This window comes from Clostridium gelidum, from assembly GCF_019977655.1.
Taxonomy (GTDB): domain Bacteria; phylum Bacillota; class Clostridia; order Clostridiales; family Clostridiaceae; genus Clostridium; species Clostridium gelidum.
The window spans coordinates 2,438,640-2,463,987 of the sequence record NZ_AP024849.1 but is presented as its reverse complement, the minus strand read 5'-3'; the positions used below and the strand labels follow the sequence as shown (position 1 = coordinate 2,463,987).

The 25,348-nt window shown below is 27.1% G+C and carries 22 protein-coding genes and 1 riboswitch; of the genes, 1 reads left to right on the top strand and 21 read right to left on the bottom strand.

The window, feature by feature from the left end; all coding sequences use genetic code 11:
- Positions 1-2: 2 nt before the first annotated feature.
- From psyc5s11_RS10850 to leuA, 18 genes are all read right to left on the bottom strand, one after another.
- Positions 3-845 (bottom strand): MetQ/NlpA family ABC transporter substrate-binding protein, encoded by an 843-nt coding sequence (locus psyc5s11_RS10850; RefSeq protein ID WP_224037597.1) that lies wholly within the window; start codon positions 843-845, stop codon positions 3-5.
- A gap of 159 nt (positions 846-1,004) precedes the next feature.
- Positions 1,005-2,165 (bottom strand): pyridoxal phosphate-dependent aminotransferase, encoded by a 1,161-nt coding sequence (locus tag psyc5s11_RS10845; RefSeq protein ID WP_224037596.1) that lies wholly within the window; start codon positions 2,163-2,165, stop codon positions 1,005-1,007.
- 202 nt (positions 2,166-2,367) lie between these two features.
- Positions 2,368-2,482, bottom strand: a riboswitch (SAM riboswitch).
- A gap of 171 nt (positions 2,483-2,653) precedes the next feature.
- A complete protein-coding gene (locus psyc5s11_RS10840; RefSeq protein WP_224037595.1) occupies positions 2,654-3,541 on the bottom strand; it encodes a GNAT family N-acetyltransferase in 888 nt (295 codons plus the stop codon).
- 124 nt (positions 3,542-3,665) lie between these two features.
- Positions 3,666-4,193, bottom strand: a complete 528-nt coding sequence (locus psyc5s11_RS10835; RefSeq protein WP_224037594.1) for a GNAT family N-acetyltransferase — start codon at positions 4,191-4,193, stop codon at positions 3,666-3,668.
- A gap of 133 nt (positions 4,194-4,326) precedes the next feature.
- On the bottom strand, positions 4,327-4,827 hold the full coding sequence (locus psyc5s11_RS10830; protein WP_224037593.1) for an AAA family ATPase: 501 nt from the start codon (positions 4,825-4,827) through the stop codon (positions 4,327-4,329).
- Between the two features lie 406 nt (positions 4,828-5,233).
- Positions 5,234-6,166 carry an Rpn family recombination-promoting nuclease/putative transposase gene (locus tag psyc5s11_RS10825; RefSeq protein ID WP_224037592.1) on the bottom strand — a complete coding sequence of 311 codons (933 nt, stop codon included), beginning with the start codon at positions 6,164-6,166 and terminating at the stop codon, positions 5,234-5,236.
- A 365-nt stretch (positions 6,167-6,531) separates the two neighbouring features.
- The gene (locus psyc5s11_RS10820) at positions 6,532-7,470 is read right to left on the bottom strand and encodes a hypothetical protein (protein WP_224037591.1); all 939 of its coding nucleotides are present in this window, start codon (positions 7,468-7,470) and stop codon (positions 6,532-6,534) included.
- Between the two features lie 497 nt (positions 7,471-7,967).
- Positions 7,968-8,846: a phosphatase domain-containing putative toxin gene (locus psyc5s11_RS10815; RefSeq protein ID WP_224037590.1), complete on the bottom strand. Its 879-nt coding sequence runs from the start codon at positions 8,844-8,846 to the stop codon at positions 7,968-7,970.
- A 262-nt stretch (positions 8,847-9,108) separates the two neighbouring features.
- The gene (locus tag psyc5s11_RS10810; RefSeq protein ID WP_224037589.1) at positions 9,109-10,617 is read right to left on the bottom strand and encodes a hypothetical protein; all 1,509 of its coding nucleotides are present in this window, start codon (positions 10,615-10,617) and stop codon (positions 9,109-9,111) included.
- The gene (locus psyc5s11_RS10805; protein WP_224037588.1) at positions 10,614-12,575 is read right to left on the bottom strand and encodes an AAA family ATPase; all 1,962 of its coding nucleotides are present in this window, start codon (positions 12,573-12,575) and stop codon (positions 10,614-10,616) included. Before psyc5s11_RS10805 ends, psyc5s11_RS10810 begins: the two co-directional genes overlap by 4 nt.
- Before the next feature lie 676 nt (positions 12,576-13,251).
- Positions 13,252-14,172 carry a ribokinase gene (rbsK, locus tag psyc5s11_RS10800; RefSeq protein WP_224037587.1) on the bottom strand — a complete coding sequence of 307 codons (921 nt, stop codon included), beginning with the start codon at positions 14,170-14,172 and terminating at the stop codon, positions 13,252-13,254.
- A 302-nt stretch (positions 14,173-14,474) separates the two neighbouring features.
- Positions 14,475-15,122, bottom strand: a complete 648-nt coding sequence (locus tag psyc5s11_RS28080; protein ID WP_311196427.1) for a PD-(D/E)XK nuclease domain-containing protein — start codon at positions 15,120-15,122, stop codon at positions 14,475-14,477.
- Between the two features lie 269 nt (positions 15,123-15,391).
- Complete coding sequence (locus tag psyc5s11_RS28070) at positions 15,392-15,955, bottom strand: AAA family ATPase (RefSeq protein ID WP_311196426.1); 564 nt, start codon at positions 15,953-15,955, stop codon at positions 15,392-15,394.
- A gap of 310 nt (positions 15,956-16,265) precedes the next feature.
- Positions 16,266-17,951: an AAA family ATPase gene (locus tag psyc5s11_RS10790; RefSeq protein ID WP_224037586.1), complete on the bottom strand. Its 1,686-nt coding sequence runs from the start codon at positions 17,949-17,951 to the stop codon at positions 16,266-16,268.
- Positions 17,952-18,268: 317 nt separating this feature from the next.
- Positions 18,269-18,439, bottom strand: a complete 171-nt coding sequence (locus psyc5s11_RS10785; protein WP_224037585.1) for an aspartyl-phosphate phosphatase Spo0E family protein — start codon at positions 18,437-18,439, stop codon at positions 18,269-18,271.
- A 93-nt stretch (positions 18,440-18,532) separates the two neighbouring features.
- Positions 18,533-18,703, bottom strand: coding sequence for a hypothetical protein (locus psyc5s11_RS10780; RefSeq protein ID WP_224037584.1), 171 nt, complete (start codon positions 18,701-18,703; stop codon positions 18,533-18,535).
- Positions 18,704-18,882: 179 nt separating this feature from the next.
- On the bottom strand, positions 18,883-19,491 hold the full coding sequence (locus psyc5s11_RS10775) for a class I SAM-dependent methyltransferase (protein ID WP_224037583.1): 609 nt from the start codon (positions 19,489-19,491) through the stop codon (positions 18,883-18,885).
- Positions 19,492-19,784: 293 nt separating this feature from the next.
- Positions 19,785-21,455, bottom strand: a complete 1,671-nt coding sequence (gene leuA / locus psyc5s11_RS10770; protein ID WP_224037582.1) for a 2-isopropylmalate synthase — start codon at positions 21,453-21,455, stop codon at positions 19,785-19,787.
- Positions 21,456-21,775: 320 nt separating this feature from the next.
- On the opposite strand from leuA, the gene psyc5s11_RS10765 reads away from it, so the two are divergent.
- Complete coding sequence (locus tag psyc5s11_RS10765) at positions 21,776-22,399, top strand: MntP/YtaF family protein (protein ID WP_224037581.1); 624 nt, start codon at positions 21,776-21,778, stop codon at positions 22,397-22,399.
- A gap of 79 nt (positions 22,400-22,478) precedes the next feature.
- Here psyc5s11_RS10765 and psyc5s11_RS10760 read toward each other — a convergent pair whose 3' ends face one another.
- From psyc5s11_RS10760 to psyc5s11_RS10750, 3 genes are all read right to left on the bottom strand, one after another.
- On the bottom strand, positions 22,479-22,970 hold the full coding sequence (locus psyc5s11_RS10760) for a hypothetical protein (protein WP_224037580.1): 492 nt from the start codon (positions 22,968-22,970) through the stop codon (positions 22,479-22,481).
- 302 nt (positions 22,971-23,272) lie between these two features.
- On the bottom strand, positions 23,273-24,619 hold the full coding sequence (locus tag psyc5s11_RS10755; RefSeq protein WP_224037579.1) for an ABC transporter permease: 1,347 nt from the start codon (positions 24,617-24,619) through the stop codon (positions 23,273-23,275).
- On the bottom strand, positions 24,610-25,347 hold the full coding sequence (locus psyc5s11_RS10750) for an ABC transporter ATP-binding protein (RefSeq protein WP_311196425.1): 738 nt from the start codon (positions 25,345-25,347) through the stop codon (positions 24,610-24,612). Before psyc5s11_RS10750 ends, psyc5s11_RS10755 begins: the two co-directional genes overlap by 10 nt.
- Position 25,348: the final 1 nt, after the last annotated feature.

The following is a 25,348-nucleotide window of genomic DNA, read 5'->3' as shown; positions in this document are numbered from 1 at the left end:
TATTATTTCCACCAATCTGGTTTTGTAAAGTCTTTAAATTGACCCTTCTCTATAGCATCCTTAAATTCTTTAGATTCTACTGCTTCTTTTATATCTTTTCCAAGTTCACTATCTAAATCTTCTGTTCTTACAGCTATGACATTTTTATAATTTTCTGTTAATGCTTCAACAGCTAATGCTTTAGAATAATCAAATTTAGAAGCAAATGCAAAGTTTCCTGGAATAGCTGCTGCATCAACACTATCTATACTTCTAGCAAGTTGAGCACCTTCAATTGGAGTAAATTTAATGTTTTTAGGATTTTCTGCAACATCTTTTTCAGTTGCTTTAGTTTCATCAACATTATCTTTTAATTTAATTACTCCATTCGCCTTTAATAATTTTAAAGCTCTTGCTAAATTTGAAGCATCATTTGGAATTGCTATTTTAGCACCATCTTTTAATTGATCTAATGATGTTAATTCTTTAGAGAATATTCCCATTCCAAGTGTTGGAACAACTTTTACTGCTGAAAGCTTTAAATTGTTATCTGCACTAAATTTCTTTAAATATTCGCTGTGTTGAAATAAATTGGCATCAATTTCTTTATTATCTAAAGCTTTATCTGGTTGGATATAATCACTAAATTCTTTAGTTGTTACTGTATAACCTTTAGTTTTTAGAGCTGGAGCTAAGACTTCCTTAACCATATCTCCATAAGGTCCTGGGCATACTCCAACTACAATATTCTTATTTGCTTTTTTATCTTCTGCTTTCTTTGCATCCGTATTACTTCCACAACCTACTAAACCTATTCCTATAGTTCCTAAAATTGCTAATGCTGTTACCTTTTTTAAAATATTCATTACGTTTCCCCCTAAATTTCATTGCTTATTTTTATATAATTATCAATTATTAATTTTATTTTAAAATTATTTATTGATTTTATTTACATTAATATTAGATTTTAATTTTTAAATTTTTATAGCACTTATTCATTTTTATTTTTTACTTTGATACTTAAATTACTTTTTATACTCTTTAAGTTTTTCAAGCCTTTTAAGTGCTTCTATTAAGGTTTCTTCTTTTTTAGCAAAATGGAATCTTATATAATTATTTACTTTTCCTCTAAAGAAACTTGAACCTGGAACTGCTGCTACCCCAATTTCTTTTGCAAGCCATTTGCAAAATTCATAGTCATCCTCATATCCAAATTCAGATATGTCAACCATGACATAATATGCACCTTGTGGTTCATAATACTTTAGTCCTATTTTATCTAAACCATTTAAGAATAAACTCTTCTTCTTTTCATATATATCATTTAATTTATCATAGTAATCTTGGCCAAATTCCAAACCTTTAATTGCAGCTTCTTGAAGTGGTGCTGCTGCTCCGACGGTTAAAAAATCATGAACCTTTTTACAATTATCTATTACATCTTTATTAGCTATTATATATCCAAGCCTCCACCCTGTAATAGAATAGGTTTTAGATAATGAACTACATGATATTGTCCTTTCAAACATATCTTCTAAGGATGCTAAATAAGTATGTTTATAAGGCTTAAATATTATATGTTCATAAACTTCGTCTGTAATTACAAAAGTATCATATTCTTTTGCAAGACTTCCTATATATAAAAGTTCTTCTTTTGTAAATACCTTCCCTGTTGGATTTGATGGATTGCAAAGAATTAGTGCCTTTGGATTTTGCTTGAATGCATTTCTTAATTCTTGTTTGTCAAAATTAAAAGCTGGTGGTTTTAACTCCACATATATTGGTTCTGAACCTGATAAAATCGCATCGGCTGTGTAGTTTTCATAGAACGGTGAAAATACTATAACCTTATCTCCTGGATTACAAACGCTCATCATTGCGCACATCATTGCTTCAGTACTTCCGCAGGTTACAAGAACATTCTCATCTGGATTTATATCTATACCCATAAATTTTTCTTGTTTTAAAGCTAATTTTTCTCTAAAGTTTTGAGCTCCCCATGTAATTGAATACTGATGTGGTCCTTTATTCGAAACATCTTTTAGTGCTTCAAGTATTTCCTTTGGTGGATCAAAATCTGGAAACCCTTGTGAAAGATTTATTGCCCCATATTGGTTAGCTATTCTTGTCATTTTTCTGATTATTGATTCAGAAAACCAGTCTAACCTGTTACTTAACTTTGGCATGTTTGTTACCCCCTAATTTTATAATCTAATTACTTCTCTATATCTTTTTATTTACTATTCATTTTAATAATTCCTATCTAATTACCATGATTTAAGATTGCAAAATAAATTACTCTATTTTTTATAATTAAGATCTATTTTTTATAATATAAAAGTGCTAGAGAATAAACTCTAGCACTTAAAATGCTCCCGAAAATTTACTCTCTTATCTATCAGCAAAAGCTGCAGGAATTAGCACCACAAATTATTAATAAATAAATTAATAATCTAGTTGCTGGGCTTCACAGGGCCTATCCCTCCACCACTCTTGATAAGTTCTTATTTCTTTATTTAATTCTTTTCCTTATTTCCTATGGGTTTAGTATATATTCATTTTATAATACTGTCAATACTTTCTATATATTTAATAAAATTATATAAATAATCTTTGCTTAATAATAAATTGCTATACTGAATTAATTCAGTATAGCAATTTATCTCTCACCATTTTATGTATGTGATGTTTTAGGAAATAATATTCCATCTTCTAAATTTCCTTTTCCTTCTTTAACAAATAAAGTATCTCCTGTATTTTCCTCTAATTCAAAATTTATTTTATACTTTTTACTCTTTGGTATAAAATTAAATTGTATTGACTTGTCCTCTTTCCTAATAACTTTTGAAATAATATTATCCAAATCAAAATCATCTGAACTTAAAATATCAAAAAGATTAACAACATTATTTTCTCTTCTAAAAATTATAATGGTATCTTCTTCCTTTATATAATATAAATCATCTCTAAACTCATAATTACAATATAAGTTAAGTATGCTACTATAATTAATAATTCCAAGTTCTTGTGATATTGGAACTCTATTTTTAGCTAATCTTTTAATAATATTTTTATGTTCTTCATTTTCTAAATCTAATTTAATAACTTTGCAATTGTTTAATTCTAACCCAGTTATTTCCTTAGCATCTAGTTCATATTTGCCTTCTATTACTTTCTTAAATCCAAACTTAGGATAAAAATCTAGTACACTATCATTTGCAAACAAATAAATTAAATCATAATTTTCATATTCTTTTAATATTGTATCCATAAGCTTTCTAATGAGTCCCTTATTTCTATAATGTTCATCTGTCATAACTGTTCCAAGTTGAATTGCTTTTTTAAGTTCTCCATTATGAATTATATTAAACTTATTTGCAGACACATTTGCTACAACTTTTTCTTCATGAAGAAAAGAGTAATTTATATAATTATCACCTAAATATCCTTCCCTATACCATTGATCAAAATTAATACTAAAAGTTTTCTTACCTAATTCATTAAAACTCTTTCTGTATTTATCATTCTTTAAATAATTTTTTATAAATTTAAATTGTTCCATAATTAGTTTTTAGTGAGAGTGTGTATTATAAATACCCCTACTAAAATTCACTTCCTTTTGTTTTATATTTTTTAGTGTATAACTTTGTAATAATTCATCATAAAATAATATTATGCTAATTATCTCATATTAATTTTTCATATAGTTTAAACCAATTCAACCCGTAATTTCCAAGACCTAAATCAACTGTATCAATATATTTAAACCCACACTTTTCATACAGCCTGATGGCAGGTATATTTTTTTCATAAACATCCAATCTAATTGACTTGACGTGTGACTTAATACTATATTCAATAGAAAAGTCCATTAATGCTTTGCCTACACCACATTTTAAAAATTCTGGATGAACTACAAATGTATGTACAACAAAAACATCTGTATAGTCCGACTCAAATCCCCATTTAGTATTATAGTATGCAGTTTCAGGTTCATTACTTAAAATAATGGAACCAACGATTTTCCCATTATGTTTTGCTACATAGAGATTATCATGTTTAACTCCATCAATTGCATTTTGCCGAACAGGATATATACCCTTTCTCCATCCAGGATAGTTTACTTTCTCTTTCAAATGATCATTTAAATCGTTATAAAGCTTTTCTAATTCATCAATATCATTTGTGTTTCCTATTTCAATAATAAAATTCATAGTGTATCCTTTCTCATCAACATAAAATATAAATAATTTCCGTCATACTTTACTATTGTATTTTAGCTAATTTACTTTAATTTCTCTAATTGTTCTCTTAATCTTTTATTTTCATTCAGAATTTTCCCCAATATCACTGAACTATTTCACAAATTTTCTTTGCAGTCTCATGTGGAGTAATGTTACTTACATCAATCTTAACAGTATCCATTTTTTCATAAAATGAAATTCTCTCTATACTCCTACTAATAACATCAGTTTTTCTAATACCATTTTTAACATCAACATCTAATCTATTTTTAAGAGATTCTTCACTGCAGACTAATGATACCTTATGAAGCTCAAAATCAAATTCCTTTAATTTATCTAATATTTGTTTAAATATAGCCTCATCATGCATTACCCAACAGAAAATAATATATTTGTACCCTGAATTGTTTAAGTAAGATTTCAATAAATATGAAATATTGTTTATTACCATTTCTTTATTTTCATCTGATACCACAAAAGGATTCATATTCCAACACCAATCTCCATCTAAATAAACACTGTTATTTAACATTTTAAATAATATATTACATACTGTGCTTTTTCCTACTCCCATTGTTCCATTAATCATAATTAACTTTTTCATTTTAATTTCCTTCCGCTCACTAATTTTATTCTTTTAATAACTATATAAGTTATTATTGAAATTTTACATTATCAATTGGAATATATATACGATACCTTCTCCATATAAATTATTATATATTACGAATCAATATTTATTAAATTATAACGATTTCTTCTACCTTATTTTTTATCTAAATAAACTGTATTAATAGCAAAGATAAAAACGTCCATTACTCACAAATGATGCGCTTTTATCTCAAATTAAATTATTCTGTGCCTCTATGCTTAAAACTAGAATATACAATAACTTCAATTGATTTTTTAAATTTCGTATAACGCTTCCTAATTATATGAATAATTAAAATTTAAAATTAATACTCTTAATACTTTGGTTAGATACAATATTGGAAATTATTCCACTTTACTTATTTTATTTTCTCTCCAAATTCCTCTAAACTCTCCGCCCTTGCCGCAATTTTAGTCCAAAACTTTAATACATCAATATTATCTTGTTCATTTATAAAATCAATTAAATTCTGTGGCACATTTCCCAGTTCGCTTAAATTATCTATTATAGTTTCTTTTAATACTTCTGTTCGTCCTTCTCTTCTTGCACCGTTAAATCGACTCTGCTCATCCATAATTGCTTTTTCTCTCATTTCTGCAAGCATTACAGCTTCCTTATCTCCACTTATTTTGTAGAGTACGTCCATAGCTTCTTTAATTTCTCCATCAGTTTTCATAAATTCCTCAGTCTCCTTTCCAGTTGGATTTGATAAAAATGTTAACCATTTGTATAATTTTTCATTATATTCTTCATTTAGATTAATGGATTTATGTTTTTCTCCAAACAGCTTAAATTTAGGTAACTCAATAAAAATTAACTCCAGCAAATCCGTTAGTGGCTTTTTAGTCTCCTTTTCAAATAAACCATAACATTTAATAAAGCTTTCACCGTCTAAGTAATTAAAATTAAGGATATTAATAGTTACAGTTCTATTTAAACAAGAATAATCTTGACCTTTTCTAAGCTGACCTAACAACATTTTTGACATATAAAATATTGTCCTTTTAATCATATTATACTGATTTATTAATTGTATTTCTACATTTACATGCATATCTTTTTCAGTTGTTACATGTAAATCTAATATACTTAACTTTTCGCTTGCAATCAATGATACATCAAGGTGCTTTTCTTCAAACTCCACCTCTTTAATTGAATTAATTCCTTTCAAATTTAATATAGAATTGAGAAAACTGATTAATATTTTTTTATTTATTTTCATTCCAAATAACTTTTGAAAAACAACATCGTTTTTAGGATCTAATAATTTAGTCATAGTTTCTACCTCCATTTATCATCTCCTCCATAGTATTGGCTTATTTCCTCCTTCTTATGCAAACATACATTCTATAATACAATGATAAAAAAACACAAAATATTTCAAAATCAAAATGCTTTGTGTCTTTTACATATCAAATGAAGGGATTGTTTACTGTAAACTCCCCATTAAATATACATCTTTGGTAGTTTATAAGCTTGTAATTATATGAATAATGGGACGTTGATATATGTTATCTATATTAAAGAAGCTCTTTAATCATTTCTCTCTGATACTTTCATAATTTATAAATCCCATCTCTAGATTTCGTAAAAAGGCTTAGTTTTTATTCTTTTTAACACTATAATTAATTAAAATGATTTTGTTTATGTAAATTCCTATTTTCTTATTAAATGTGCAAATTTACACATTATTTTACTCCCAAAAGCTACGCTCTTTTTTATTACATTACTTTTAAGATTATTAGTACTAAATGAAATTATTATCTTTTTTTCAACCTCTATTTCTTTTGTCTTAATATCTATTAAGTAATTTATAAATTCTAATTTTTTTCTATTAATATATTCTTGGTTAATATTAAATTCATCATATCCTTTAATAAAAAATATTATTACAATAGAAAATCCTAACAAACCTAAAGAAGCATAAAACATAAATCCATAAAATTGTTGTATCGGTGTTGTTTTAGCATTAAATACTTCAAAATCTTTGTTTATATTACCTATCTTTATTATATCTTGCTTTGAACTAGATAATTTACTTGAATATTTTTCAAATTTGGGATTGCTATCTATTTTTCTTACCATTTCTTGAAAACTTTTGTTATATTCACGATATGCTTCTTCATTTGAACATATATCCATAGCTCTTATATTTGAATTTCGAGTGAAATCAGATAATAGTTTATTTAATTCTAAATAGTCTCTATCTGTTTCTAAATCATTATCCTCAACAATTGAAGAATTTACATTACTGATATTTTTATTAACACTTCTAAAAAGTTCAATTCTCTGGCTTAAATAATTACTATAGCCAAGTATTCCAGCTGAATCGCTTAAAATATAATATCCTATTGATATTATTAACACTAAAATTGTCAAACCTATTGATATAACTTGAAAAATGTATTCCGAAAAAGGTTTCTTACTACATAGGTTTACTTCAACCTCTATTTTCTCATTTTTAAGTTCTATTATTTCACTATTTTGTAATTGTATTTTATATTGCTCAAATTCTTCAAGATTTCTTTTAAATAATTTTCTTCTTTCTTTTTCACTAAAGTATTTTTTTAGTGTACATATTTGGGGCAAACTCATAATACACTCAACTTTCTTAATCTTTTTATTTACTATATTGTGTTTGTTATCTTAGGCATACTTTCTAGATATTATAATACTTTGACTTATATATACCTTTCTTGTGCTCTTCTTTTATCTATTCATTACTGTTTTTATAAGTTTTTTAATAAATATTTTACTGGTTTTGATTTTGCTTTTATAAATTCAGAGTTCTTGTAATCCCATAAGTTAATATATTGCCTTTAGTATTTTTTAGAAAACGTATTAATTTAATTTGTAACATCCTATTTATAGATACAACATATCCAAATTTAATGATACTTTCTCCCTCTAATTATTAGCCTAATGAGTATATGAATAATGGGAAGTTTTGTTCTCTATAATAAATAAATAATGTTGCAGCACCTACGCCTACATCCGTAAATAGTATGACGCAGTATTAAAATACCGCAAATTCATTCTGTTAATGCGATATTCTAATTAATTATGCTTCATATTTATTTATAAAATTTTAATTAGTTTTTTAACCATTTAGACCATGTAATCTTAAAGTTATCATCGTTTTGAGATGCATATTTATAGAATTTTTTTATAAATTCAGTTCTTTCTTTCGCATTTGTAGATATATTAACTTTAGCATCTAACAAGTCTTGTCCACCAATTAAAACTTGTCTGGTCATTATATCATCGAGGTTAACTCTTTTAGCATTTTTCATAATATCATACATTACCATAAAGGTAGTTGTTCTACCCAGTCCCTCTTCGCAATGAAAATGTACCCATGTATTTTGAGGTAAAGATTGAACAAATTGTACAAAATAATCAACCGTATCATTACTTGGTTTTTCTTTATCTGTGACTGGTATACGTATATAAGACATTCCCTTATTCTCAACTAATTCATTTTCATTTTGTACCTTTGTAGGTATTAATTTTTGATTTTGAATTGATATTTCTTTGTTATTTTCAATACTACTCAACTTATTATTTTCATTATCTAATATTTGTTCTTTAGTTAATCCTTTGTTGGATGTATTCTTCTTATTTACCCAACTTATCGGTGTGCCATTTATAAATCCATGATCCTCTTGCTTTAAATCTACAATAATTATAGAATTACTATCTATTTCCTTCTTCATTAGATTTAGACTGTTTTCTGAAAACTGTCCACTTCCAGAAATGTTTAAATCAGATAGTCCAATTAAATCTTGCACCACGTCATCTTTTATATAACTATTACACATACGAAAGTTTTTTGGCAATTGTTCTATATTACTTGAATCAATAATAGGACTAATACTAGTAGTATCTAATTTTCCTATAGAAAAATATATAAGAAATATACTAATAATCACTATAAAAGTAACCATACCCATTTTTTTCTTTCTCTGCATGATATATTCTCTCCCCACTATCATTTCTATAATAATACATTATATAGAAATATTAATTTCACATTTTCTTATATGATGTTTATTATGTTATTCCTATGATTTAATTTTGTAAATATATTCTCATTATAGAATATTTAAAAAATATTTCATTGTTCAATTTTCAAAGATTAATTACTACATCAAATTAAAAATATTCTCTAGGTTATATGAATAATAGGTAGCTTGATTTAAAATTCCAATAAAACAATATAATATTTTAAGATTATAAATCTAATATATCACGAGTTAATTTTACTAATGGTTTCTTTAAATCCTGGTTTTTATCTTCAGTATCAATTCCATATAAAATACGGTTTTTTTCATTTTCAGAAAGCTCTTCTGGTGTCTTTTCTTCTAAATGAGATAATATAGCCTTAACACTTATATTTCTATTTTCACCTAGCGGAAATTCATTATTAAATAGAGTATTCATTACAGATTCATATACTGGGTTATCATAAATTGCCTTTGTTCTAATAATTTGAGCTGCATATTCTTTATGTGATTGGTATACATTTTCTAACTGAAACATTTCAATTGAGCCCTCAATATGCTTTTCCTTTATTTTATCGCTTATATTAGACCTATTAATATTAATCCTATATTTTTCAGATTTCAAAGTGTCATCTCTTCCATATAGTAAATCAAAGAGTGCTTTTCCTTCATTTTCTTCATCTACAGGTATCACTTCAAATTTCACTTCATCTCCAAAACATTCTGCATATGGGTATAGAATTTCAATTGGCCTGTCAATCTTCATTCGGGAATTGCATATCTGACAAGCTGGCACAAAATTATATAACGATAAAGAAAATAATTGAAACTTAGCTTTGGGATAAAAATGATCCAAATCAGCTGTAGCCAATGTCTCAATCTTATTTTTTCCCTTTTCACTAGGCTCATATGATGTAATATACTGTCTATTGCAATACGGACAAACTGATACATCTAATGCATTCAGAATTATATGTCTCTGCTTGTCATCTAACATCTCATAGCTAATGAAAAATTTTAGCATTCTATTAAATTTTTCAATATCACCTAACTTATTAACATTACCAAAACAATTTGTATAAAATTTCTCTTTTTCCTGTAGTTCAATACATATTTTCTTTTTTATATCTATAATACTCTTATTAATAAAAAATTTTTTATCCCATTTTGTTAAGCATTCGTATTCTATACTTAATGTTTCAGGGATAATTTTAAATTTTTTATGATTAGAATTAAACGCCTTAATCTTTGCATTATAAATATCTTCAATAATCTCTATACATTTTTGCTGATTAACTTTTTTCTTTTTAGTAGAATTTATAATATTATTTTTCATTTTTCCCAAATCATAAAACACAAATTTAGTAATTGCATAGTAACTTATAATTTTAAGCCAGTAATCACCAAAATCCTCACTAGGGGGTTTTTCAGACAACTCAACTAAATTTCCGATAAAATCTCCTAATAGTAAAATACTAATTAAATTTCTATCCATATATCCATTTTCTTTTTTGAAAAAAGGAATAATATTATCTATGATATATTTTTCATTCTCTAGATATTCCTTTTGAAAATCCTTAGAAGCTCTACTACTTGGCTTACCTTGATTATTATATTTAGTTTCTATCTTATTGACCATAATTGGCTGATACCATGATTTTAAATGTTTCATTTCTTTCTTACCATCTATATTTAAATTAACCTCATTGTCAAAGCATTTTTTATTTATTAAAATCATAATTTTTCTCCATTGTAACTTCTACTTTTTAATTCTGATACTTCTTGTTTTAACTCTTTTATTTCTTTTATTAAATTTTCTATTAAATTTGGTGAATTAATATCAAGTGAATCCTTTCTCTCCTTCTGAAGTATGTCATATAGGCGAGCTCGTACTAATTTATCTGATACCATATTAATAAAATCAGATATAGCAGCTATTTCTTTATTTCGATTTTTATCTAGAAAACTTTTCAACGCCTTAATTCTCGTAATAATTTCATGAATTTTTTGTTGCGCAAATTCTCCTACAGGTGCATCCATAAAAAAACCATCATTTAAAAGCTCATAAATATTGGCTGCAAAACTATATTTAGGTTTTTCTATAGTTCGATAAGTACTTTTATTTTCATCTGTGTTCTTTTTAATGCATGTAACATAATCTGAAGGCATATCAGAAACCATAAATGGAGAATGAGTCGTAATAATAAGTTGGCATTTTTTATCAGTTCCACTAAGTAAATCATTTATAAATTTTGTTACATAATATATTGATTTTCTTGACCATTCAGGGTGAAATGCTAAATCAGGTTCATCTAAAAGCAACAAATAATTTGAAGCTTGAACATACAGTTCAACTTCAAAGTCATCTTCCTCATCTTTAATTACATTCAATGATAAAATATCATATATCTTAGAAAATAAATATATGAGCTCCTTTTCTCCTGAACTCATATTACAAAAGTCAACCCATAGTAATTTCACTAACTTTGTATCATCACTATTTGAATAACTCTCAATTTTCTGTGTAAAATCAATAATCTCAATTAACTTCTCATCTATTTCTTTATTCAACTTTTTATTTAACAAAATTGTACATTCAATACCTACTGTAGATCCAATTCTTATTTTAGTCCATCCTTTTTTTACTGATAAAAATAATTTTTCTATAAAATCAAACTCTATATAATCTCTTACTATTTTAATTATATTACTTTCATCTTTTGATTTCTTAATAATATGATTCAACGCTCTTTTTAGATAACGATTAAATTCTGATAACGAATTAACATTGCATTCAAAATCCAAAACCCTAGTATTTTTTACATTGGTAATAGTATACATTATCCAAAATACATATATAATCATTTTTATTAAATTTAGTCGTTCTGTTGAAAACATCTCCTTATAGAAACATTCTACTAATAATGAATCTACATATTGCCTATATTTAATATACTCTTCATCTATTTCACCATAACCATACTGTTCTTTAGTTCTAATGTTTAACTTAAATTCTTTACTTTTGCTTATCATACAAGTAGCTGTCTCTAATATATTTTTTAAATATATATTCAATTTTTCATTTTTCAAGTACTTAACCATAAAATTAGTATCAACCCTAATATTAAAGTTATAAGCTAATTTTTCAGCTGGAAAATCCTTCTGAAGTATATCTAATTCTTGCTTAACAAACTTGTACACTGATGAGGCTTTAATCTTCTGAAACTCTCTATCTAATGCATTAGGAATGTACTCAGCTATCATGGATGAGTCATATATTTCTTTTGGTTCAATAATATTTTCTATATTCCACCCCTCTAATATTTCTATACTAAACGGATAATCCACATTTGCATCAAAAAACCAATTTAAGTTTTGATCTACTACTTCCTTATAAATAGCAAACCATTTCGTATAAGTATAATCACGCCCCCCTAAACACTTCATTATCGTAGTTTTACCTGCGCCATTTTCTCCTACAAGTAAATCAACCCTACTTACATGTTTTTCTTTCCCCCAAAATTCTTCAGTAATATTATCCGTTTTTTTTCGGCTAATCAGAACTTTACACCTAAGGTTTTCTTTATCTAATTTTTTAATACTAAATTCAAATTGATTACTAAACGTTAACTCAGTATTATTTAATCCCGTATCTGATTCAAGTAAACAAAAATATACTAATTGAATTTCTTGCATATAACTTACTCCTATGTACATAATAAATTTTTTATCATAATTGCTCTAACTGCCCATTATAGACATAATAATACATTGCATTATCATAATATAATTGTACTACAACTTTTACCAAATAACATTATTTTTCCCATAAGTCCACCTAAATATTTACACATACTTTTAAAATTATATTCCATTATGCAAAAAAGCATAGAACAACCTATGCTTCAATTAATTCTATATTAACTCCCTTAAATCTTCCTACATACCTTTTTACAAAATCCTTCATGGCCTTGAATATATTTATCTTCAATAAATATTAGCTCAATCATCTTTATATTGGTCGATTATAAATTCATTTTAAGTGAATTACAAATATCTATCTCACAAGCTTTCCTTGCCTTATTTCATCACAAAAGTAGACCTCAGAATAAAACCAAATCACTTCAACCCTTGATGTTTCCTATAAATATTTACATATTTATATATTTTCCTATTTAAATATTTTTCTTTAAACATATATATCTTTAAAAATATGTTTCTATAAACAAAGTTTCCTAGGAATATTTAAAACTATTTTCCTAGAAAAATAGTTTCATTTAAACATATAAAAATACTTTCCTATATAAATTTTCCCAAATAAAACTAAAATGGTCTAACAGTAATAAAATGCTGCCAAGACCATTCAAGTATATTATTTTTTTTCATCCATAAATTTTCTAACCACTTCATAAGATGGCATAGCCTCCTGTGCTCCTAATGCAGTCGTTGAAATACCACCTACCGCATTGGCAAATTTAACACATTCCTCTAAAATTTTTCCTTGTGCTAAAGCAAAAGCAAAGCCTGCATTAAAAGAATCTCCTGCTGCTGTCGTATCTACGGCATTAACCTTAAATCCAGACACATGAGCATATTCATTTCTCTTAATAATTGCAGCACCTCTTCTTCCCTGCTTGCTTATTATAACCTTTACACCTTTATCAAATAATATATTGGCAGCTTCTCTTAAATCATCTTCATTGTCTATCTTTTTCTCAGCTAATGTTTCTAACTCTGTTTCATTTGGTGTTATAAAATCTATATATTTAAAAATATCATCTGGAAGCTTTGATGCTGGTGCTGGATCAAGAATAATTATTTTCCCTAAATCCTTTAATTTTTTCATAGTATAAACTACTGTCTCCATTGGAATTTCTAATTGAAATAAAAATATATCTGCTTTTACGATTACATCCCATTTACTTTCAATATAATTTACATCAACTTTACCATTAGCACCTGAAACTACTACTATATTATTTTCACCTTTATTGTTTACTTTTATTATTGCTACTCCAGAGGATATTTCCTTCTCAATATCCACACCGTCTTGCCTTACATTGTTATTTTTTAAAACCTCTAAATACTTTGCTCCATATATATCATCTCCAACTTTTCCAACCATTAGCACATCTGCACCTAATTTTCCTAAAGCAACTGCTTGATTTGCCCCTTTTCCACCTGGAAAAGTTTTAAAACTATCACCAAAAATAGTTTCACCTGGCTTGGGGAAATCCCCTACAGTTGTTACTAAATCCATATTTAAGCTTCCAATAACACACAACTCTTTCATATATACCCACACCTTTTAAATAATATTAAACCTTTATGATTTATTCCATTATATCACTCCAGTTTAACATTTATAGATATTCAAAAAAGTTTTCACATATCTCTTATCCCGCATTCTACAAGCAAATTCTAAAATTCTAAAGTTCTTAAGTTCTTAAATTCTTAAATTCTTAAATTCTTAAATTCTTAAATTCTTAAATTCTTTAGAATTTTAGAATCCTTAATTGTAAATCACAATAAATTTTTTTCAATAAAATTAAAGTTGTCCTGACAGTACTATAATACTATCAGGACAATTTAACTTTATCCAATTTCTTTTATATTTTCATTTTCTTTGATATATATATCCTTACCTTTAAACACAATACCAATCTCTTTTATATTTTTTATGCCTCTATTATCCAAAGTTATAGAATATTTTTTATCTTTAATTTGTTTTAATGCTTCTTCTGCTGTCTCCTCTAAAGTCTCATCATCATCAGTATCAAGTTTCTTAAATTCTATAACAATACCTAATTTAGAAATATCCCTAGGTATTATCATTACATCATATCTACCATAACCACTCTCTCTATTGGATAATACTTCATGAGTATCATTTAAAGAAATTAACATACCAAGGACAAATGCATGATAGACTTTTTCTCCTTCATAGCCACCAACATCAAAGTAACTTATGCTTTTTATAACAAATTGCTTTAATAGCTTGCCAAATATTTTGATATCACCAGTTACTAGGCTATTTATCATAAGTTCATAATTTTCTTTAGTTATTGTATCTTCAAACCATTTTTCAATTAAATCATAGTAAAGTGTTGTTACTTCTAAGTTAGGAATGGACAAAGTATAATAATCTTTTAACCCTTTTCTTTCCTTAAAGTTAACTTTTAAATAACCTGTAAATAATAAAAAGCTCCATAAGTTATCCGTAGATTTTTCTATATCTCCCATAACTATATTCTCATCTATTATTTTTTCTATATTATTCCCACTAACTAAATCTTCAAGGTTTTTCTTAACCTCTTTAGATCCTTTTGATAAAAGAATTCCAACTAGATCATTTGAACTGCTATTTACCCAATATGGCTTTAACCCTTGTTTAGGATTTGATAAATAATTTAATATTGACCAAGGATTATAAATTGTTGTATTTTCAAAATTGTAACCATTATACCATTCCTTTATACTATCAAGTTTTTCTTCTATGCTATATTCATGAACTAGGTTTTCAATTTCATTTTCTGTAAATCCAAATTTATCACTGAAATTATTACCTTTTTATCAAAATAACTATGAACGTATTGTGATAACTTCTTCAAAGCGTTAGCTAAATCAATTATATCTGCTTTTTTATTTATTATTGAATTATAATATTCTTTATCTATATTATCTATCTTATCTGTATTTAAGCAATATTTATGATCCTGATATAATTTACTTAATATATTTCTAAGTCCCGCCTTAAGATATTCAAAAGAACTATGTTTTTCATCCTTAAAGGTTAAATATATAACTGGATACTTACCTTGAAGCTCCATAATCTCCTTATGATTTTCTATATTAAGGCCTTTAAAAAGATACCCATTATCATTACTACTGTTCTCAAAAAAATATTTAATCATACTCAAGTTAAGAGTTTTACCAAATCTTCTTGGTCTTGGCACTAAGATAGTTTGCCCATCGATGTCCCAAAACTCTTTTATTAATTCAGATTTATCAACAAATAAATAATCTTCCTCTATCACTGTTTTAAAATCACTTATTCCAAGTGGTATTTTTTTCAATTGCCTCACCTACCTTTTATATTTATTATAATTATAACCAACTAACTCATATTAAACAATGTATCAATTATCTAATTTTCAAGTGATTAAAATGTAACACAAAAGGTTATTATAACTGCTTTTAACTATAAACCTTATTCTATTATATCACTATAGTTCAAAGTTTATATATATTGAAATAAAGTTCACACATATCTCTCAACCCGTATTTTACAATTAAATTCTAAAATTACAATAATTTATTCCAAATAAAATTAAAATGATCCTGAAAGTACTACAATACTTCCAAGACCATTCAACTTTATACAATCTATTTTTCATTATCATTTTCTTTGATATATATATCCTTACCTTTAAATACAATACCAATCTCTTTTATATTTTTTATGCCTCTATTTTCCAAAGTTATAGAATATTTTTTATCTTTAATTTGTTTTAATGCTTCTTCTGCTGTCTCCTCTAAAGTCTCATCATCATCCGCATCAAGTTTCTTAAATTCTATAACAATACCTAATTTAGAAATATCCCTAGGTATTATCATTACATCGTACCTGCCATACCCACTTTCCCTATTAGATAATACTTCATGAGTATCATTTAAAGAAATTAACATACCAAGGACAAATGCATGATAGACTTTTTCTCCTTCATATCCTCCAACATCAAAATAGCTTATACTTTTTATAACAAATTGCTTTAATAGCTTGCCAAATATTTTAATATCACCATTTATAAGACTATTTATCATAATATCATAATTATTTCTTGTAATTGTATCTAAAAACCAATTTTCTATTATGTTTTTATAAAGACTTCTAACTTCTCTATTAGGAATACTTAAGTTATAGAATATATCTTCGTCTTTTCTATAAGCTTCCTTTGCCTTCAGATAACCTGTAAATAGTAAGAAGCTCCATAAATTATTACTTGATTTTTCTATGTCTCCCATAACTATGTTTTCATCAATAATTTTGGTTATACTATTTCCAGAAATTAATTCTTCTAAATCACTTTTAACATCTGCTGTGCTTTTAGATAATACAACTTTTACTAAATCGTTTGAACTAGAATTAACCCAATACGGCTTTAATCCCTCTTTAGGATTTGATATATAATTTAATATGGACCACGGATTATATATGGTTGTATCTCCAAAAAAATATCCATTATACCATTCTTTAATATTTATTAAATTTTCCTTAATATCATACTGCAAAGCTAACTTTTCTATTTCACTTTCCGTAAACCCAAACTTATCATTAAACTTATGACTTAAAATACCTTCTACCTTAAGGTTGTTTAGTCCTGAGAAAATTGATTCTCTAGCAACTCTAAGTATCCCTGTAATCATTCCCTTTTGCAAAGAAGAATTATCCTTAAAAGCTCCACTAAGGAAATTTCTCATAAATTCTATAGCTTCATTATAATAGTTACTTACATATGCAGCTTGTATTGGCACATCATATTCATCCACTAAAATCATTACCTTTTTATCAAAATAACTATGAACGTATTGTGATAACTTCTTTAAAGCGTTAGATAAATCAATTATATCTGCTTTTTTATTTATTATTGAATTATAATATTCTTTATCTATGTTATCTATCTTATCTGTATTTAAGCAATATTTATGATCCTGATATAATTTACTTAATATATTTCTAAGTCCCGCCTTAAGATATTCAAAAGAACTATGCTTTTCATCCTTAAAGGTTAAATATATAACTGGATACTTACCTTGAAGCTCCATAATCTCCTTATGATTTTCTATATTAAGGCCTTTAAAAAGATACCCATTATCATTACTACTGTTCTCAAAAAAGTATTTAATCATACTCAAGTTAAGAGTTTTACCAAATCTTCTTGGTCTTGGCACTAAGATAGTTTGCCCATCGATGTCCCAAAACTCTTTTATTAATTCAGATTTATCAACAAATAAATAATCTTCCTCTATCACTGTTTTAAAATCACTTATTCCAAGTGGTATTCTTTTCAATTGCCTCACCTACCTTTTATATTTATTATAATTATACCCAATCTATCTAAGTTAAACAACATGCAGGTAATATATAAACACGGAAAAAGCACCTCCAACTGAACCAAAAAATTGCAACCAACCATCATATGTGATATAAGCTAATTTTCCTTGGCATTGTAACCATATAGGAATCGGGACTGGTATAATTATAATTGTCAATATAATTAATAGAATAACTGCACTCTCTCAAATATTTTATTCTGATTCTACTGGTCTATAAGCATATTAATTTTCACTAAATACAAGGAGAGATTTTTCAATCCCTCCCTTTTGTTCTACTTGTCTACTTTGTTAAGTAAATTGTTATACTCATTCAAAGCTTCATCAAGTTCTTGACTTGCGGTAACGACTTCTGGATCTATTAAACTTGGTTTTTCATTAATTAAATCCTGTAATGATTGTCTCATTTCGCAAATCTTTTTGTTTATGTTTTTAGCATTTCCCATAATATCCCTCCTTTCGCTATTCCATTATAGCGAATAAAGGCAATGTTGTATTTAAGTGTAACATAATGTAATTTATTACATATAAAAAGACACCTATATTTCTATAAATGTCTTTTGAGTCGGATCCGTAATTAAATTAGGATATTTTGATTGAATGAATGGATCAAGTTCTTTTTCTAAATTGTTTTCTTTCCAAGTCTTTAATGCCTTATCATTATATTTATCACCTTTCTTATAAGCTTCTACTGCTTCCTTTAATGTCATTTTATTAGGACCTACCAAATCATTTTCACTCTCTTTAGGTCCATTATTTTGATAGTTTAGTTTTATCTATACAACAAAAGAGGATATATTAAAATGCTTTAGACTTCATCTTAATATATCCTCAAATTAATTTTCATAAACTATCTTCTTTGCTCCTATCATTTCTTTCGTTTCTTTAATTATTTTTGAACTATATAATCTATATATCCTTGTTTTATTTTTTCACCTTCATATAGTCTTTCTAAAATTCTATTTTCTTTAAATAATATTTTCATATCTTTAAAGTGCGCTTCGGCTTCTTCAATATCATAATAAGTATGAATAACTTTCCCGTCACCTTCGCACTGTAAGAATTCTCCTTCTCCCACTTTCTCACCTTGTCCATAATCACAATCATTTATCGAAAGGAAATTTATAAAACAAATTCCACCTGGCTTTAAGACTCTTTTTATTTCATCTACTGCTTTTGCAATGTCCTCTTTTTTCATATGAAAAATAGTATTATAGGAATAAATATAACTGATTGATTCATCTCCAAAAGGAAGTTTTCTAATATCTCCTTTAGAAATATTAAGTTCAACATTATGTTCTTTAGAAAAAGTTTCAGCCATTTCAATTTGTGAATCGCTTATTTCAATTCCATATGTCTTATACCCATAATCTAAAAAAAGGGCAAGTGGTGGACAGTCGCCCCCTGCTCCGCAATCTAAAACACTTTTTTCTAAATTAATCCCATTACAATAGTTTAAAAATTTATATAACTGTGTTTGCCTAAATATAAAATTCATAAAATCCTCCATTACTTATTTAAATATTTTTCAGATTACTACTAACCTTATATAATAATATAACAGTAATACACAAATTAACAGACTGCAATAAAGATTACTTTTATGTTATAATTTACATATAACTTAGATTATAAATAGCTAATATTAATTTTTTCTACTTTAATTGGCACATCTTCAGCTTCCATACCAACAAAAGAGGATATATTAAAATGTTTTATACTTCATCTTAATATATCCTAATTTAATTTTCATAAACTATTTTTTTTTGCTCCAGATCTTATACCCAATTACTACTTAGAGTATAGACGATTAATCGCACTAATCATTGATTTAATTGATGCTCTTGTAATATTACTATCAACACCAACACCAAAAGTCTTATTTCCAGTATCATTTCTTTCCATATATACATACGCTGCTGCTTTTGCTTCAGAACCTGTACTTAAAGCATGTTCTGTATAGTCAATAATCTTAATATTGATTAAGCTACTTCCAGCTAGTGAATTTTTAAATGCATCTATAGGACCATTTCCTATTCCTTCAATTTCCTTTGATTGTCCATTATGAACTATTGTTGCATTTACCTTAGTATCTTCATCACCAGCATCATCTGAAATATCAGAAATTGTGCATTTAACTAATTTAAACGGAACTTCTATACTTAAATATTCCTTTTCAAAAGCTTGCATAACTTCGGTTGGAGAAACTTCTCCTTTTTTTTCTGAAAGTTTTTGAATTACATCTGCAAATTCTTTTTGCATAGTCTTTGGAATCTTAAATCCATAACAATGATCCATAACAAAAGCAATTCCGCCTTTGCCTGATTGGCTGTTAATTCTAACTAAAGCTTCATATTCCCGACCTAAATCACCTGGATCTATAGGTAAATAGGGTACTTGCCAAGTACCTTCATGTCTTTCTTGATATTTCTTCATCCCCTTATTTATAGCATCTTGATGTGAACCTGAAAATGCTGTAAATACAAGGTTTCCTGCATATGGATGTCTTACATGTACTGGTATTTTAACACATCTTTCATATACTTCAACTATTTCATTTATGTTATCAATATTTAACTTAGGATCAACACCATGAGAGAACATGTTGTATGCAATATTAAGTACATCAACATTTCCAGTTCTTTCCCCATTACCAAATAAAGTTCCTTCAACTCTATCAGCACCTGCAAATAGAGCAAGTTCTGCATCAGCGACACCAGTTCCTCTATCATTATGAGGATGTACACTTACAATAACTCTTTCTCTATCTTTAAAGTTTCTACACATCCATTCAATTTGATCAGCATAAATATTGGGAGTATCCATTTGTACTGTCGATGGAAGATTAACTATAACCTTATTGTCCTTATTTGCTCCCCATGTATCTAAAACAGCATCACAAATTTCTAGTGCATATTCAACTTCTGTTCCTGTAAAGCTTTCTGGAGAATATTCTAAAAATACCTCTCCCTTAAAGTCCTTTGCATATTCTTTGACTAATTTAGTTCCTTCAACTGCAATTTCTTTAATTTCTTCTTTACTCATATTAAATACCACATCTCTTTGAAGTACTGATGTTGAATTATATATATGAACAATTGCTTGTTTTACACCTTCTAATGCTTCAAAAGTCTTTTTAATTAGGTGTTGTCTAGCTTGAGTTAATACTTGAACCTTAACATCATCTGGAATATGATTTTCATCTACTAATCTTCTTAAAAAGTCATATTCAATTTGTGATGCTGAAGGAAATCCTATTTCAATTTCTTTAAATCCAAGTTTAACAAGCAAATTAAAAAATTCTACTTTTTCATCTACTGTCATGGGATTTATAAGAGCTTGATTTCCATCTCTTAAGTCAACACTACACCAAATTGGTGATTTGGTTATTTCATTATCTGGCCATGTTCTGTCCTTTAGTTTTATTGTTTCAAATCTTTTATATTTTTTATAATTTAACATTTAATTAGCCCCCCAAAATATATATTTATTATATTCTTCTCTTCCATGTGCTTTTTGATTTCCAGATACAGTCCTTCAACCACACCTCGAAGCTTAATAATAAATATTATTTTCTTATCTACTTTCTTATTAACCCCACCTATCATCACCTCTTTAATTATTTAAAAACATTACCTGTATTTTACCATACTGTTGATTATATGTAAACATTTCAGTCACTTTTCATAATATTTAAGCACATATTTTATAAATTTATCAAAATATAATCCTTTTTGGATTATATGAATATATTGTACTAAAGTAATTTTTAGGAGTTCCATATGATTTTTTTATCACCACTTTTATTGTCTATATCTTTAAGTTTGATTACTTTAACGATTTCTTCCTCTTATGGAATTAAAAAAATATATTTAAGTAATTCTAGAACTATTTTACTTGCAATACTAACTTCTATTGGTACATTTATTTCTATGTATATTGGCAAATTAATTTTATATTTATTGAAACCAGAGCTTGGTAACATATTTGGTGGTATTCTTTTAAGTTTTATTGGAATTTATTTCATAGTAGAATATATTAGACTAGAAGAAAAACGCTCGGGATATGACACTTCTTATTATTTTGAAGGCTCCTTAAAATATAAAAATATTTCAGAAAATCCACGCACTATAATTTCTGATAAATCGAATCATATACTTATAAAAGAATGTTTTAATATTTCTATTGTTCTTATGTTAAACACCTTCTTCATTTGTTTTGCTGCCAGTATCACAGGTGTTAGTATTAGTCTTAGTGTCTTATTTAATTTTATTCTTACTCTAGTTAGCGTTTATTTAGGATATTTTAATTCTAATATATATATATCAAAATGGTTTAATAGATATTCAAATTTAATTTCTGGTGTCATCCTCATAATTTGGGGAATAGTTGAAACCTTTGTGTAAGACATATAAATAAAACAACAAATAAAACATGCCCTAGAATGATTTACTTTCACTAATCATTCTAGGGCATATAAAAAATCTATTCTACCTTTCCATGTCCTTTTCCAAATATTAAATATACTCCAAGCAATACTAATATAGCTGGCACTACAAGTGAAGTATTAATGTTTCCAAAAATCATGGAAGCAAAAGACGTAGCTGACACTAAAGTTAAAATACCTACTGGGATAAGCAATTCTCTTTTTCTGCCACCAAAAATATATAATTGAAATAATCCCACTGCAACAGCTAACGGATATATTGGCCATGTATATCCTGCAAAATGCCAATTAGTCATTGTTTCAAAGAAAAACAGTAACCCTATTGTTGTTAAAATTCCTCCTGGAACTAATACCCCTGGTCCTTTTCTTGTAGAAAAATATGCAAAATTGAAGCATAAACCTGGTATTAAAACAAATATTGGCCATAATCTCCCCATATTAAATAGTTGTATACTAAATAATTTTGATATAAACAATAATATACCTATTATTATCAAAAAGAATCCCCAAAAGTTATTTTTATTTTTCATTTTCTAATCTCCCCATTTCTTAATATAACTAATTTTATTTATATGCATTTCATATAAAGTTTTCTAATAAATTACTTTGTATTTTATTCCTTACAAAGTATTATTTTACTTCATGATCTTTATTTTTACAATTAAGATACTCTTAATAATTTCTTAATATTCTTAATAGGAAGTCATTTTTAAAATAATGATTTAATTTGAACAAAAAAATGACAATCCAAATCTTATATTCGGACTGTCATTTTCACTCTATGTTTTTATCCTTAATTGACTATTAATTCTTTAAAGTTATCATTTTAATTTTACTCATATCTAAGTGCTTCAATTGGATCAAGATTTGCTGCTTTCTTAGCTGGATAATATCCAAAGAATACACCAATTACCATTGAGAATGTGAAGCTTATTAAAATTATAGGTATCGATATTGATGGGCTTTGTTTAAGTATAGTAGCACCTATAGCACCTATAAGTATTCCTAGTACTATTCCTATAAGACCACCAATTGCACATATTATCATTGATTCAACTATAAATTGCATTTGTATATGTGTACTTTTAGCTCCTAATGCTTTTCTAGTTCCTATTTCTCTTGTTCTTTCGGTTACAGATACAAGCATTATATTCATAACTCCAATACCACCAACTAAAAGGGATATTCCTGCAATTACAGCTATAGCTATTTTTAATGTCGACATCATTGTTGTAAGTGATGAAAGCATACTTTGCATATTACTAGCTTTTCCTTCAAAGTCTTTATTATTTTCATATACAGTAGCTAAGTAAGCTGAAAGTTCATCTGTAAATGCTGATATATCAACATTGTCATTTGATTTTATTGTTATGGATTGATAATTTTTATCTAATGATGATGTTTTTACAACAGTTATTGGAAGATATAAATCTGTGCTTAAATTATCATCAGATTCTGAAGAATTCCCTCCATTTGATTCGTATTTATATACTCCAATTATAGTGTAACTCTTAATGGTACCTGATACATAAACTTTTACTTCTTGTCCTATTGGATCAATATCTTCACTAAACATTTTAGCTACTAATTTATCAGATACTACTGCAACTTTTTTTACATCAGTCATATCTTGTTCTGAAATAAATCTTCCTTCACTAAGCGTAATATTTTTAACGTCTTGATACCCATCATTTGTACCAACTACACTTATATTTGCAAATAAAGATCCGTCTTTTACTTTACCCGAACCACTATTTTTAGATATACTTATTGCATTTATTTTGTCACTATAATTCTCTCTTAATGCATTAATCTTTTCCATGGATAAAAGATCTGAATCTGCTGGTGTTTTCTTTGTTGAGCTTGAAGATGATCCGTTTTTCCCTCCACCCCCAGGGGCGCCACCGCCACCACCAGGTAATCTCAAACCACCTCCGCCTCCACCAGATCCATTTTTTTGTGTACTAGTTGTGCTTCTTTGTGCTACATTAATTGTAATATTATTAGCTCCCATGCTAGCCACATTACTTGTTACAGAAGCTGTTAATGCATTTCCTACTGAAACAATACCAATTACAGATGATATACCTATTATTATCCCAAGCATTGTAAGTAATGCACGCATTTTATTAGATTTAAGCCCTGCTACAGCAAGCATTATATTTTCTTTTATAAACATAGCTCTTCACCAACTTGAAATCTTCTAGAATATTTATCATTATATTTGTCTGATATTATTTCCCCATCTTTAAGTACTATAATTTTTTCTGTTTCTTCTGCAAGTTCATTGTTATGAGTTATTAATATTATTGTTTTTCCCTCTTGCTCATGAATTTTATGAAATAAATCCATAACAAGTCTTCCAGTTGTAGAGTCAAGAGCACCTGTAGGTTCATCTGCTAGAATTATGCTAGGATTATTTGCAAGAGCCCTAGCTATTGCAACTCTTTGTTTTTGCCCTCCTGATAATTCACTAGGTTGATGACTCATTCTATCTTTCATTTCAACAAGATCTAAAAGTTCTTTAGCACGTTCTCTTCGCTCGTTTGGATTCATTCCATAATAAAGCATTGGCAATTCAACATTTTTTAAAGCTGAACTCCTTGGTATTAAATTATAGGTCTGAAATACAAATCCTATTTTCTTATTTCTTATTTCTGATAAACCATCATCTGATTTTTCATTAACATCAGTTTCATCTAAAACATAGGTTCCCGAAGTAGGTCTATCAAGTGCACCTATTATATTCATCAGAGTACTCTTTCCTGATCCAGAAGTTCCAACAATAGATACAAATTCACCTTCTTTTATAGTAATATCAAGATTTTTTAGAATATTCAGCTGATTGGGAGTTCCTATGTAAAAACTCTTTACAATATTCTTCATTTCTATTATATTTTTACTCAAA